This window comes from Streptomyces sirii (assembly GCF_045690365.1).
GTDB lineage: Bacteria > Actinomycetota > Actinomycetes > Streptomycetales > Streptomycetaceae > Streptomyces > Streptomyces sirii.
Window position 1 is genome coordinate 7,959,325 of sequence record NZ_CP147982.1, and the last position, 12,743, is coordinate 7,972,067.

Sequence of the window (12,743 nt, forward strand, 5' to 3'; positions counted from 1 at the left end):
TCTTGCCCGCCGGCAGGGGTGTGCCGCGGCGGGTCGCATCGGGCCGGATCGAACCGGAGCAGAAGGGGGCGGTTTCCGCACGTGAAGAGGATCTTTGTGGCACCGGACCCGGGCCGGCTGCGCCTGCGTACGTCCCTGCGGGCCGTCCTGGGGATCGCCCTCGCCGTCACCGCCGCCGAACTGACCGGGCTCCCGCTGCCGGCCTCGATCCTCGGCGGCCTCGCGGCGCTCCTGGCCCTCTTCACCGTCGGCGACCCGACCGTCCGCGGCCAGGCCGGCACCACCGCCCTGCTGCCCGTCGTCGGGCTGCCCGTCCTCGCCCTCGCCACGGCCCTGCACGAGCTGCCGACGGCGCGCGACGCGGTCTTCCTGCTCGTGGTCTTCTGCGGGGTCTACGCCCGCCGCTGGGGCCCGCGCGGCCAGGCGCTGGGCATCTTCGCGTTCATGATGGTCTTCGCGGCGCAGTTCCTGCACGCCGTTCCCGCGCAGCTTCCGCAGCTCGCCGCGGCGGTGGCGCTGGCACTCGTCGCGAGCAGCACGGTCCGCTTCGGCATCTGGTGCCTGGAGCGGCGCACCCCGCCGCCGGCCGCCCCCGCGCCGCTCGTGGGCCGCGGCCTCGCCCGCCCCACCACCCGGCTCGCCGTCCAGAACACCCTCGCCTGCGCGCTCGCGCTCGCGGTCGGCCAGGCGGTCTCCAGCGACCGCTGGTACTGGGCCGTGGGCACCGCCTGGTGGATCTTCGTCAACACCTCCTCCCGCGGGGAGACGCTGGTCCGCGGCTTCCGCCGGGTGGTGGGCACCGTCGTCGGCATCGCGGCCGGCCTGGTGGTCGCCGTCCCGCTGCACGGCGCCCCCGCCCCCACCGCCGCCCTGGTCGCCGTCTGCGTGTTCGGCATCTTCTACACCGCCGGCCCCTCGTACAGCTGGATGATGTTCTTCGTCACCGTCATGGCCGGGCTGCTGTACGGCCTGCTGGGCGTGCTGCACCCCGGACTCCTCGCGCTGCGCTTCGAGCAGACCCTCGTCGGCGCGCTGGGCGCGGCGCTGGCCGTCGCGCTGGTGCTGCCGGTCACCACGCACGCCGCGACCGACGCCTGGATCCAGCGCGCCGTGCGCTGCGTCCGCGACTGCACCGCCGCCTCCGCCCGCAGGCTGGCCGGCGATCTGCACGCCGACCCGTCCCCGCACGTCGCCGAGCTGGAACTGCTGCTGGCACGGGTGCGGCTCTCGCTCGCCCCGCTGCTGCATCCGCTGAGCCCGCTGCGGCACCGCAAGGCCCGGGCCCGCCAGGTCATGACCTACCTGGACGACTGCGCCGCGCAGGTCCGGGGCCTGGCCGAGGTGGCCGCCGACCCGGCCGCCTCGCACGACGCCCGGCTGACCGCCGCCTGCCAGCGCGTCGAGGCCGTCGTCGGCACCCTCTTCGCGCCCGGCGCCGAGCCCGCCGCCACCCCCGAGACCCCCGCCGCCACCGCGCACCACCACCCCGGCGCCGAACGCGCCCTGGCGCATCTGCACAGCCTGGAGTCCGCCCTCACCGCCCTCGCCCACCCGGTACGCAGCTCACCGCGGGCACCGTTCGCGGCGTCCTGAGGCCGCGCCGAGGGCCCCGGCCGCCGCATTCCGGCCATCGCCCAAGACGCCCCGGCCGCGGCTGTTAGCGTCGCCGGAGCACCTCAACGGGCAGGCGGACGAAGGGCGGACCAGTGGGGACCAGCGACAGCGGCCGACGGGCGTACATCGGCTCCTTCACCGCCGCCGGCGGCCTCGGGATCACCACCGCGGCCGTCGACCCGGAGTCCGGCGCACTCACCCCGCTGCACTCCACGGACGCCCTCGCCAACCCCTCCTACCTGGTCCCGAGCCCCGACGGCCGGCACCTCTACGCGGTCAGCGAGACCACCGACGGCGCCGTGGCGGCCTTCGCCCTCACACCCCGGGGGCCCGAGCTGCTCGCGCCCGCCGTCCCCGTGGACGGCGCCGACCCCACCCATCTCACGCTGGCCGCCGGCCACCTCGTCACCGCCAACTACAGCTCCGGCAGCGTCAGTACGCTCCCCGTACGGGCCGACGGCTCGCTCGGCGGCCCGGCCACCGTGCTCGCCCACCAGGGCAGCGGTCCGCGGACCGACCGCCAGGAGGGCCCGCACGCGCACGCCGTGCAGCCCGCCCCCGGGGCACGCCGGCTGCTCAGCGTCGACCTGGGCACCGACTCGATCCGGATCTGCGGGCTCGGCTCCGACGGAGCCCTGGCCCTGCACGACGAGGTACGGCTGCGGCCCGGCAGCGGCCCACGCCACCTCGCCTTCCACCCGCGCGGCGACCGCGCCTACGTCATCAACGAACTCGACCCGACGGTGACGCTCTGCCGGTGGGACGCCGACGGGGGCGCGCTGACCCTCCTGGGGGAGACCCGTCTCCTCCCGGACGGCGTCGAGGCGGCGGGCACCTTCCCCTCCGCGCTCGTGCTCTCCCCGGACGGCCGGTTCGCCTGGGCCGCCAACAGGGGCCACGACAGCATCTCGGTCCTCTCCCTCGACACCGCCGGCGACACCGCGACCCTCGTCACCACCGTTGCCTGCGGCGGCCATTGGCCCCGCGATCTGGCGCTCGCGCCCGACGGCCGGCACCTCTACGCGGCCAACGAGCGCTCCGGCGACGTCACCTGGTTCGCCGTCGACCCGCGGACCGGGATCCCGGTCCGCGGCGGCGCCGTCCAGGCACCGGCCGCCTCCTGCGTCGTCTTCGTCTGACCGGCCGCGGGGCGGCTCACCCCTCGGGGAAGCGGCCGCCGAAGTACACCTGCACCTCGGTGATCCGGCCTTCGCGCACGGTCTGCACCTCGACGTTGCGATGGCGCTCACCGGTCTTCAGCTCGTACGTGTAGCGGACGTAGACCTGGTGGTCGTCGATGGCCACCGCGTCGAGGATCTCCTGCCGGCGCAGCCGGTCCGCGGTCGGGAAGCAGACCTGAAGGAAGGCGGTCTTGTCGAGGTGGTCGTCCTGGGGGCTGGTGAAGACGAAGTCGTCGGCGAGCAGCCGGTCGATGGCCTCGCGGTCCTGGGCGAGATAGGCGGCGAAACCCGCGCGGACGATGTCGATGTTCGTCATGAACGTGCCTCCCAAGGCTCTGTGCGGCTCTCTGCCGAGCGTAGAGCCGCCCGCCCGCCGGATCCGCGACCGGTGCGCTCGCGGGCCGTCTGACGCCCGTCTGCGCCGCTCGGAAGGGAGCCGGGGAGCCCAAGCCGGCCGGGAAACGCGCAGGGCCGCCCCGCGCACTGCGCGAAGACGGCCCTGACGAGGCGATCGTTGCCCCTGGCGATGCCTGCCCTAGCGGACCGGCGCCCCCTGCGCCTGCGTCGGCAGGGTGATGCCCACCGCCGCCGCGTAGTTCGACAGCACCAGCCGGCCCACCGCGCCGTAGGCACCCAGCGCCTCGGCCGACGCGCAGCCCGCCTCCGCCGCGGCCGCCCCCACAAGGCCGTCGGCGATCTCCGGGCCGATCAGGTACGGGGCCAACGCCAGCTGCTGCGAACCGGAGCCGCGCAGCTGCTCGGCCGTACGGGAGATGGCGCCCTCCTGGTCCAGCGCGGCGGCCAGCACCGGCACCGCGAGCCGGGCGGAGAGCAGCATGCCGGTGATCCCGGCGGCCTGCACGGCCTCCTCGCCGCCCACGGTGGCGAGGATGATGCCGTCCGCGGCCGTGGCGACCGTGAACAGCCGGGCGCGGTCGGCGCGCGCCAGACCGGCCTCGGAGAGCCGGACGTGCAGCGCCTCGGCGAGCAGCGGGTGCGGCCCCAGGACGTCGGTCAGCTCGGCGCCGGACCCGCTGTTCATCATCGCCTGGCGTATCCGGCGCAGCAGGGCGCTGTCCGGGCCGGCCAGCAGCGGCACGACCACCGCGGCGGGACCCGGGTCGGGATCTCCGGCGGCGTCGGCGCGGGCCTTCTGCTCGGCGGCGGCGTGCGCCAGCACGGCCTCCAGCGACGGGAACTCGTCATCGCCGCCGTCCACGTAGCCGATCCGGGCGTCGAGGCCCGGAAGCTCGGAGCGGGCGATGCTGGAGACCTCCTCGGCCAGGCTGCGGGAGGCGGAGGTGGGGGTTCCGGGCACGGCCAGGACCAGGGCGGGTGCGCCCTCGGGCGCGGCGAGCGGCTCCGGCTTGCGGTGGCGGCCGGACTGCCGCGCGCGCGGCATTCGTACAGGCAGGCCGGGCGCGGCTCCAGGGCTCGGGAGTGCGGCGTCAAAATCGTGCGAGCCAGGTGCGGGCCCAGTGGGGGAACTCATGGCGCCGCATGCTAACGCCTCGGACCGCCCCCGCGCCGGGGCAGGGTTCGGTGCCGAGGTATCCGTCCCGTTTTATCCCGCGCGTCTTGGTGGTACTACCCCGGCGCAGGCCGTGTGATCTGCAACAACTTCATATCCGCGGGCAGCTGCAGGCGGGCGCCGGCCAGCGCGGCGGCGACCGTCAGCGCCCCGTCGAGCGGGCTGCCGGCGGCGTCCGCGAGGCGGGCGTCCGGGAGCCGTTCGGCGAGCGCCGTGCGCAGCGGGGCCAGCAGCGGCGCGCCGATCCCGAACAGCCCGCCGGTGCAGGCCACCACGTGGCCGGCGCCCGGCGGGCAGACCGCGGCCGCGGCGTCGGCGAGGTGGCCCGCGGCGGCCCGCAGGATGCCGAGCGCCACCGCGTCGTCCTTCCGGGCGCAGCGGGCGACCTCGGGGGCGAACGAGGCCAGTACGGCCGGCCGGTCGGCGCGCGGGTAGAGCGCGCCGGGCAGCCCGTCGACCGGCCCGAACACCGCTTCGGCGCGCGCCAGCAGGGCGGCCGAACCGCCCGGCCGCCCGTCGTGGGCGCGCAGCGCGGCCTCCAGACCGGCCCGGCCGATCCAGGCGCCGCTGCCGCAGTCGCCCAGCAGATGGCCCCAACCGTCCGCGCGCCGCCACCCGCCCGACGCGGTCAGGTCGGTGCCCAGGGCGATCACGCCGGTCCCCGCGGCGACCACGGCGCCCGGCCGCTGGCCCAGCGCCCCCGCGTACGCGGTCACCGCGTCCGCCGCGAGCGCGAGAGCGCGCACCCCGAACGCGGTGGCCAGCGCGGCCGGCAGCCGGGCGCGCAGCTCATCGCCCAGCGACGCCATCCCGGCCGCGCCCACACACACCGTCACGAACCCGTCCGCACCCACCTCGCGCGCCAACTCCTCGGCTGCGGGCAGGAGTTGGGACAGCAGATGCGCGGCGTCGATACCGGCGGGGCCGGTGCGCACCGGCTCGTCCGAGGCGTACGAGGCCAGCGGCCGGGCCTCGGCGTCGTCGGCGCGGGCCACGGCGATCCGCAGCCCGGAGCCGCCCGAGTCGACGCCGAGGACATGGCCCCGCCCGGTCCCGAGCGCGTCCGGGCCGCGGCCCGCGGGCTCAGCCAAAGCCGCGGGCGTCCTGCTTGAGGGCGGTGTCGACGGTCAGGGCCGTGGCGACGACCAGGCTCAGCAGCGGGTCGGGCAGCTGATGGTGGATCTGCAGGACGTAGTTGTCCGCAGTCGTGAACATCGTCTTGGCCAGGCCCTCCCAGGTCTTGGTGATCCGGGCGACCTCGGTGTCGGCGTGGTCCACGATCGCGAAGTTCCAGGCGCGCCAGTTCTCGGCCTTGATGGCGCCGATCTGCTGGCCGTTGACCATCATCGCGAAGTTGATCTTCCCGATGGCGTTCTGCTGCACGATCTCGCCCACCGGCGAGCCGTCCGGGCGCTCCACGATCACCTTGGACTTGATGAACTTCGCGGGCCGGGTCAGCACCATCTGCGGCTGGCCGTAGCCGTCCCGGATCTCCAGCTTGTGGGTCATGTACTGATCGAGGCTGGAGACGACCCGCAGGACCTTCTTGGCCGTGCTCTGGCCGACCTGGACGACCGAGCCGATGGTGTTGCCGTGCTGGTCGAAGACGCTGTACTCGTTGGTGACCTCGATCAGCTTGGCCTTCTGGTTGACCACCAGCACCGGCTCGGTGAACAGCGTGCCGCCGCCCGGACCGGTGGGTGCCACCCCGGCCTGCTGCTGCACCTGCTGCTGCACGGCCCCCGGGTGCGCGCCCTGCTGCCCCGGCATCGGCTGCTGGCCGTAGGGCTGCTGTGCCGGCACGCCGGGCGCCTGCTGGCCCGGCATCTGCTGGGGGTAGCCCTGGCCCTGCTGGCCGTACGGTGCGCCGCCCTGCGGCTGGCCCGGATACGGGGCGGCCTGGCCCTGCGCCACCGGCTGCTGCTGCGGCGCGAACTGCGCCGGCGCCTGCGCGGCCGGCTGCTGTTGCGCGGGCTGCTGAGGGCCGGGCTGAGCGGCCTGGGCCTGGGCCGGGGCGGCGGCCTGCTGCCCCGGGTGGGTGTGCTCCGTCCATTGGGACCCGTCCCACCAGCGCAGTTGGTGGGGGGTGCCCTGCGGGTCGGCGTACCAACCCGCAGGGATGTTCGCATTCGTCATGCGGGGCACACTATCGTCGCCCGCTGTCAGGGCAGCCTCCAGTCGACGGGCTGCGCGCCCTGCCGAGCCAGCAGGTCGTTCACCCGGCTGAAGGGCCGCGAGCCGAAGAAGCCCCGGTCGGCCGACATGGGGGAGGGGTGCGCGGACTCGACGGCCGGCAGCTCGCCGAGCAGCGGCCGCAGATTGCGCGCATCGCGCCCCCACAGCACCGACACCAGCGGACGGCCGCGTGCCACCAGCGCCCGGATGGCCTGCTCGGTGACCTCCTCCCAGCCCTTGCCGCGGTGTGCGGCGGGCTTGCGGGGCGCGGTGGTCAGCGCTCTGTTCAGCAGGAGTACGCCCTGGCGTGTCCAGGGGGTCAGATCGCCGTTCGACGGCCGGGGCAGGCCGAGGTCGGAGTGCAGCTCGCGGAAGATGTTCTCCAGGCTCCCCGGCAGCGGGCGGACGTCGGGCGCCACCGAGAAACTGAGCCCGACCGCATGCCCCGGTGTGGGGTAGGGGTCCTGTCCGACGATCAGCACCCGCACCTCGTCGAAGGGCTGTTGGAAGGCGCGTAGCACGTTGTTGCCGGCCGGCAGATAGGTCCGTCCCGCGGCGATCTCCGCCCGCAGGAAGTCGCCCATCGCGGCGATCCGGTCGGCTACGGGCTCAAGTGCCTTGGCCCAGCCTGGTTCGACGATGTCTTGGAGAGGTCGTGCAGCCACGGGATCACCCTACTGGCCGACGGCCGCTCCCTCTTAATCGATGGCCTGTGCTTGCGCCGCACGGGCCGCGGAACTTCCCGGCCGCCCGGCCCCGTTGTCCGCTCATGCGAGGGCTGCCGCCCGTACGCACAGCACATCCGGCAGATGGGCGGCGAGCTGCTGCCAGCTGTCGCCGTCGTCCGCGCTGGCGTACACCTCGCCGTTGCGATTGCCGAAATACACTCCCGCGGGGTCGTTGTCGTCGACCGACAGCGCGTCCCTGAGCACCGTGCCGTAATGCTCCTCCGCCGGCAGCCCCTCGCTCAGGGGCTCCCAGCTCCCGCCGGCGTCGGTCGTGCGGTAGACCCGGCAGCGGTGCTCGGCGGGCACCCGGTCGATGTCCGCGGTGATCGGGAAGAGGTAGGCGATATCGCCTCTGTGCGGATGCGCGGCCACGGCGAAACCGAAGTCCGAGGGCAGCCCGCCGCCGATGTCCTTCCACTGCGCGCCGGCGTCGTCGCTGCGGTAGACGCCCCAGTGGTTCTGCAGATACAGCCGGTCGCGGTTCACCGGGTCCTGCGCGATCTTGTGGACGCACTGGCCGAACTCGGGGTGGTGGTCCGGCAGGAAGACCGCCTGGACGCCCTTGTTCGACGGCGCCCAGCTGGCGCCGCCGTCGAGGGTGCGGAAGACGCCGGCCGCGGAGACCGCGACCGTGACCGCGTCGGCGTCCCGCGGGTCGGTGATCACCGTGTGGACCGCCAGGCCACCGCCGCCGGGCACCCACTTCTCGCGGCTGGGGTGGTCCCACAGCGCCCGGACGAGCTCGAAGGTCTCGCCGCCGTCCTCGGAGCGGAACAGGCCGCCGGGCTCGGTGCCTGCGTACACCACACCCGGGGCGGCCGGGCCCGCGGGATGCAGCTGCCACACCCGCTCCAGTGAAGTGCCGGTGTGCTTGGGGTACTTGATCGCGGGGCGGGCGGGCTCCTGCCAGGTCTCGCCCAGGTCGTCGGAGTGGAACACCGACGGGCCCCAATGGGCGCTGTCGGCGCCGGCCAGCAGCCGGGGTGTCGCACGGCGGGTGTCGATCCCGAGGGAGTACACCGCCTGCGAGGGGAAATGGGGGCCGCTGAACTCCCAGTCGCCGTGCCGCCGCCGGCCGGTGAAGAGCCCTTTGCGGGTACCCACCGCGAGTAGTACGTCAGTCATTGCCGGAACACCTCCGGGACGCCGTTGTCTCAGACAGTGGCCAGTCTGCACCCGACCACTGACAATGGCGTCCCGGCGGCTGTCCGCGCAGGTCACACGGTGCGGTGTGGTGTCGGCCGCGGCGCGGCCGACACCGCGAGCACCGTCCCCCGTGCCGGGTCAGACGGCGCGGTGGTACTGCTCGGGAACGCGGATCGACGCGCCCAGCTCCCGCGCCGCGTGCTGCGCGAAGCTGGGGGTGCGCAGCAGTTCGCGGCCCAGTAGTACGGCGTCGGCCTGACCGTCCGCGACGATCTTCTCGGCCTGCCGTGCTTCGGTGATCAGCCCGACGGTGCCCACGGCCAGACCGGCCTCCTTCTTGACCCGCTCGGCGAACGGCACCTGGTAGCCCGGTCCCGTGACGATCTTCGCGTCCGGTGCGTTGCCGCCCGTGGAGGTGTCCAGCAGGTCGACGCCGTGCTCCTTGAGGTCGCGGGCGAAACGCACGGTGTCGTCGGCGGTCCAGCCCTCGCGGTCGTCGCCGTCGTCCTCGGTGAGCCAGTCGGTCGCCGAGATCCGGAAGAAGACCGGCAGCTCGTCGGGCCAGACCGCGCGCACCGCGTCCACGACCTCCAGTGCGAACCGCGTCCGGTTCTCGTAGGAGCCGCCGTAGTGGTCGGTGCGCCGGTTGCTGAACGGCGAGAGGAACTCGTTGATCAAGTAGCCGTGGGCGCCGTGGATCTCGGCCACCTCGAAGCCCGCGTCCAGCGCCCGCCGGGCCGTCGCACCGAACCGCGCGACGAGCTCGCGGATCTGCTCCACGGAGAGTGCGGCCGGGGTGGCGAACCCCTCGCCGAACGGCAGCGGGCTCGGCCCGACCGGCTCCCAGCCGTGCCGCTGACCGGGGAGGATCGGGCCGCCGCGGTTCACCCAGGGGCGCTCGGTGGAGGCCTTGCGGCCGGCGTGGGCGATCTGGATGCCCGCGACGGTCCCCTGCGACTTGAGGAAGGCGGTGATGCGCCGGAACGCCTCGGTCTGGGCGTCGTTCCACAGCCCCAGGTCGTACGGGCTGATCCGCCCCTCGGGGCTCACCGCGGTCGCCTCCGTGAGGATCAGGCCCGTCCCGCCCACGGCCCGTGCCGCCAGGTGCTGGAAGTGCCAGTCGCCGGGCACGCCCTCCGCCGGGCCCTCGGGATCCGCGGAGTACTGGCACATGGGCGCCATCCAGAGGCGGTTCGGGATGGTCAGCGAGCGAAGGGTGAGGGGCTCGAACAGTGCGCTCACGGCAGGCTCCTGTGCGTGGAGAGGAGCGGGCTCCGGTTGGGCCCGCACTCATACGATAAGCGTCGTACTACGGTGGATGTCAAACTACGATGCTTCTCGTACAATGAGCGGGTCGACTATGAACGCACGGGAAGGGCGCCGCGCCGATCCGAGTCCCGCAGACCAGTCAGGAGCCGTCATGCCGACCGATACGACGTCAACGGGCGCCCCGCCGGGCACCCGTTCGCTGGAGCACCCGGCCCGCGAGGACATCCGGCTGACCGACGTCCTGCACGCCCTCGCCGACCCGATGCGGCTGCGCATCGTGTGCACCCTGGCCGCCGCCGAGGGCGAGCTGAACTGCGCGGACATCGAGCTCCCGGTGAGCAAGTCGACCTGCACCCACCACTACCGGGTGCTGCGCGAGCACGGCGTCATCCAGCAGCTCTACCGCGGCACCGCCAAGATGAACCGGCTGCGCGAGGCCGACCTGGAGGCGCTCTTCCCCGGCCTGCTCGACGATGTCCTGCGGGCGGCGGAACTGCAGGAGCGCCGCCTCGACGAGTCGTAGCCGCCTCGGCGCGCGGTAGCGGCCCCGCCGCGCGGTAGCCGGAACGGTCAGCCGGTCACGTCCGCCGAGTGGGCCGCCGCCAGCAGGCCCTGCCAGTCCGGGAGTTTGACGGTGCCGCGCCCCAGTCCGTGCCCCCACTCCGCCTCCGCGGCCTCGATGGCCAGCCAGCCCGGCCACGGGACCGGCCGTTGCCCCGCCCGGGTCAGCGCGGCCATCGGGTCCTCGGCCGTCGCGCGCTCCGCCAGCGTCGCGGCGTCCGCCAGGAGCGACAGCGCGGTCTCCTTCGCGCACGGCCGGTTGGTGCCGATCACCCCCGTGGGGCCCCGCTTGATCCAGCCCGCCACATAGAGGCCGGGCAGCGGTGTCCCGTTGCGCAGCACCCGCCCCTCCTTGTGCGGCACCGTGCCGGTCGCCTCGTCGAACGGCAGGCCCGGCTGCGGCGTTCCCCGATAGCCGACCGAGCGCAGCACCAACTGGCCCTCGATCTCCTCGAATTCACCGGTACCCGTGACGCCGCCGTGCCCGTCGGGCGCGGTCCGCTCGAACCGCACCGCGCGCACCCCGTCGGCGTCCCCGAGCACCTCCACGGGGCGCAGGAAGAACCGCAGATGGATCCGCCGCCCGTGCTCCGCCGCATGCGCCGCGTCCGCCGGGCGCTCCGCCCACCCGCGCAGCACCTCGACGTTCCGCCGGCCCACCGCCGGCAGCTCGCCGGGATCCCGGTACGCCGGATCCAGCGCCAGTTCGTCGGGCCGCACGACCACCTGCGTACCCGGAAGCGCGCCCAGCTCCCGCAGCTCCTTGGTGGTGAACTTGGCCTGCGAGGGCCCTCGTCTGCCGATCATCCAGACGTCCTCGACGTGGCTGTCCGCGAGTGCGCCGAGCGGCCCCTGCGGCATGTCGGTGGCCGCGAGTTCGGGGGCCCGGCGCGAGAGCATCCGCGCCACGTCCACCGCCACGTTCCCCACGCCGATCACGATGGCGGAGCGTGCCGCGAGGGCGAAACGGGTCGCGGCCGCGTCCGGATGCGCGCTGTACCAGGCGACGAAATCGGTGGCCGGACGGCTGCCGGGCAGGTCCTCACCGGGGATGCCCAGATGCCGGTCGGTGGCGGCGCCCACGCAGAACACCACCGCGTCGAAGATCTCCCGCAACTCCTGCACGCCCAGTCCCGGTGACCCCACCTCCACATTGCCCAGGAAGTGCACCTTGGGGTGCTCCAGCACCGTACGCAGATTGTTCTGCAGCGATTTGATCTTCTCGTGGTCCGGTGCGACGCCGTAGCGCACCAGACCGTACGGGCAGGGCAGCCGATCCAGGACGTACACCTCGATGTCCGGTACGGTCTGCTGCTCGATCAGGGACTGGGCGGTGTAGACACCGCTGGGTCCGGAACCGATCACTGCGACACGAAGCACGAGTGGCCCCTTCCGCGGGATACCCCCAGGATCGCACCGGCGGGCGCGCGGCGGGAGATGCGCTATCGGGGTTGCTCCCGTTGGGATGAGCGTGCCGCGCCACTGGCCCGGGTGGCCTTGAGGCTAGGTTTTCAAATGTGTCGGAAAGTGACTTTTATACCGTTAATCACCGATATGAAGCCCAGGGCGCGCCACGGGAGTGGCCCACGTGGGAGTTGCGGGGGCACGGCACCGCCGCGCCCGTTTCCGAGCCCGCCGCCCCGGACGAGGCGACCGGAGGCGACGCCCGAGGGTGTCCGCCGCCCCGGCTGGATCCCCTGGGGCCCTGGTGCAGTGCCCGGCTGACGTTCGCCGACGGTGCGCGGATCGATGTCCTTGTGACGGTCTCCGACGACCACATCACCGTCGAGGACGTACGGGCCGACCCGCCGCTGACCCCGGACGGCCTCGCCGAGCTGGCCCGCTGGATCGAGGGCCCCCTGGACGACGCCTTCCGCACGGCCACCGGGCGGCCGCGGAAGACCCGGCCCGCGCCCCGGCAGCCCGGTCCGGCGGCCACCTCGCCGGAGCGGGCGGGCGGGGCGATGGCCGGGTCCGCGGACGAGCCGACGGCGGGTCCGGCGCGCGCGACGGTGACGGGTGTGGCGCACGGGGCGGTGACCGGCGGCCCGGCACCGGAGCCGCCGAACGGGGCGGCGCCGCAGGAGGAATCGGCGGATCCGATGCCGGAGCCGGAGCCGGAGCCCGAGGCGGCGTACGCGCCGGCTCCGGAGCCGGCGGGCGCCGGGGCCGAGGCGGCGCAGGGGGCGGCCACGGAGGAGTCGACGCAGCCGGCGGCCGAGGCGCCGGGGCCGGGGGAGGGGCCGGAGGAGCGCGCCCGCTCCGCCCTGCTCGCCCGGTCGCGGGCCGCCGAGCGCCGCAGGCTGGCCGCGGACGCCTACCGTCAGGCCCAGCGCGAGGGGCGTGATCCGGTGCTGGCCGTCATGTTGGCCACCGGCCGCAACCGTCGAAGATCGCTGCGGCTGATCGCCGGAGCCCGCGACGAGGGCCTGCTGACGCCGCGTCACAACAAGCGCTGACCCTCGCACCCACCCGTACGAGCGTCCCGTCACGCCGTGCCCCGACCGCGCGGCCCGTCCCGCGCACCTCGCGACTCTG

The 12,743-nt window shown here is 74.3% G+C and carries 12 protein-coding genes; 4 read left to right on the plus strand and 8 right to left on the minus strand.

Annotated features, from left to right (window positions below; genetic code table 11):
* The first annotated feature begins 90 nt into the window (after nt 1-90).
* Together WAB15_RS35250 and WAB15_RS35255 are read left to right on the plus strand one after the other, a co-directional pair.
* Entirely contained in the window at nt 91-1,593 is a 1,503-nt protein-coding gene (locus tag WAB15_RS35250) for an FUSC family protein (RefSeq protein ID WP_407289348.1), read from the plus strand.
* 113 nt (nt 1,594-1,706) lie between these two features.
* Nucleotides 1,707-2,753 carry a lactonase family protein gene (locus tag WAB15_RS35255; protein WP_407288764.1) on the plus strand — a complete coding sequence of 349 codons (1,047 nt, stop codon included), beginning with the start codon at nt 1,707-1,709 and terminating at the stop codon, nt 2,751-2,753.
* A 16-nt stretch (nt 2,754-2,769) separates the two neighbouring features.
* On the opposite strand, the gene WAB15_RS35260 is transcribed toward WAB15_RS35255, so the two are convergent.
* The 7 genes from WAB15_RS35260 to WAB15_RS35290 all read right to left on the minus strand — a co-directional run bounded on the left by WAB15_RS35260 (nt 2,770) and on the right by WAB15_RS35290 (nt 9,617).
* Nucleotides 2,770-3,111: a nuclear transport factor 2 family protein gene (locus tag WAB15_RS35260; RefSeq protein WP_399145408.1), complete on the minus strand. Its 342-nt coding sequence runs from the start codon at nt 3,109-3,111 to the stop codon at nt 2,770-2,772.
* A gap of 219 nt (nt 3,112-3,330) precedes the next feature.
* Nucleotides 3,331-4,287 carry a sirohydrochlorin chelatase gene (locus WAB15_RS35265; RefSeq protein ID WP_407288765.1) on the minus strand — a complete coding sequence of 319 codons (957 nt, stop codon included), beginning with the start codon at nt 4,285-4,287 and terminating at the stop codon, nt 3,331-3,333.
* A 95-nt stretch (nt 4,288-4,382) separates the two neighbouring features.
* A complete protein-coding gene (locus tag WAB15_RS35270) occupies nt 4,383-5,417 on the minus strand; it encodes an N-acetylglucosamine kinase (RefSeq protein ID WP_407288766.1) in 1,035 nt (344 codons plus the stop codon).
* Entirely contained in the window at nt 5,410-6,462 is a 1,053-nt protein-coding gene (locus tag WAB15_RS35275) for a phospholipid scramblase-related protein (RefSeq protein ID WP_407288767.1), read from the minus strand. Before WAB15_RS35275 ends, WAB15_RS35270 begins: the two co-directional genes overlap by 8 nt.
* Before the next feature lie 26 nt (nt 6,463-6,488).
* Nucleotides 6,489-7,166 carry a uracil-DNA glycosylase gene (locus WAB15_RS35280; RefSeq protein WP_399145412.1) on the minus strand — a complete coding sequence of 226 codons (678 nt, stop codon included), beginning with the start codon at nt 7,164-7,166 and terminating at the stop codon, nt 6,489-6,491.
* Nucleotides 7,167-7,268: 102 nt separating this feature from the next.
* Entirely contained in the window at nt 7,269-8,354 is a 1,086-nt protein-coding gene (locus WAB15_RS35285; protein ID WP_407288768.1) for a WD40/YVTN/BNR-like repeat-containing protein, read from the minus strand.
* Between the two features lie 159 nt (nt 8,355-8,513).
* Nucleotides 8,514-9,617 (minus strand): NADH:flavin oxidoreductase/NADH oxidase, encoded by a 1,104-nt coding sequence (locus WAB15_RS35290; protein WP_407288769.1) that lies wholly within the window; start codon nt 9,615-9,617, stop codon nt 8,514-8,516.
* Nucleotides 9,618-9,795: 178 nt separating this feature from the next.
* Between WAB15_RS35290 and WAB15_RS35295 the strand changes: the two genes are divergently transcribed.
* Complete coding sequence (locus tag WAB15_RS35295) at nt 9,796-10,167, plus strand: ArsR/SmtB family transcription factor (protein ID WP_407288770.1); 372 nt, start codon at nt 9,796-9,798, stop codon at nt 10,165-10,167.
* 47 nt (nt 10,168-10,214) lie between these two features.
* Here WAB15_RS35295 and WAB15_RS35300 read toward each other — a convergent pair whose 3' ends face one another.
* On the minus strand, nt 10,215-11,585 hold the full coding sequence (locus tag WAB15_RS35300) for an FAD-dependent oxidoreductase (protein ID WP_399145416.1): 1,371 nt from the start codon (nt 11,583-11,585) through the stop codon (nt 10,215-10,217).
* A 215-nt stretch (nt 11,586-11,800) separates the two neighbouring features.
* Here WAB15_RS35300 and WAB15_RS35305 point away from each other — a divergent pair, with 215 nt between their 5' ends.
* Nucleotides 11,801-12,664 carry a DUF6214 family protein gene (locus WAB15_RS35305; protein WP_407288771.1) on the plus strand — a complete coding sequence of 288 codons (864 nt, stop codon included), beginning with the start codon at nt 11,801-11,803 and terminating at the stop codon, nt 12,662-12,664.
* Nucleotides 12,665-12,743: the final 79 nt, after the last annotated feature.

Bases quoted from the DNA above. Each gene is read 5' to 3' on its own strand.
- WAB15_RS35260 (WP_399145408.1), bottom strand. From the start codon at position 3,111: ATGACGAACATCGACATCGTCCGCGCGGGTTTCGCCGCCTATCTCGCC.
- WAB15_RS35265 (WP_407288765.1), bottom strand. From the start codon at position 4,287: ATGAGTTCCCCCACTGGGCCCGCACCTGGCTCGCACGATTTTGACGCC.
- WAB15_RS35275 (WP_407288767.1), bottom strand. From the start codon at position 6,462: ATGACGAATGCGAACATCCCTGCGGGTTGGTACGCCGACCCGCAGGGC.
- WAB15_RS35285 (WP_407288768.1), bottom strand. From the start codon at position 8,354: ATGACTGACGTACTACTCGCGGTGGGTACCCGCAAAGGGCTCTTCACC.
- WAB15_RS35295 (WP_407288770.1), top strand. From the start codon at position 9,796: ATGCCGACCGATACGACGTCAACGGGCGCCCCGCCGGGCACCCGTTCG.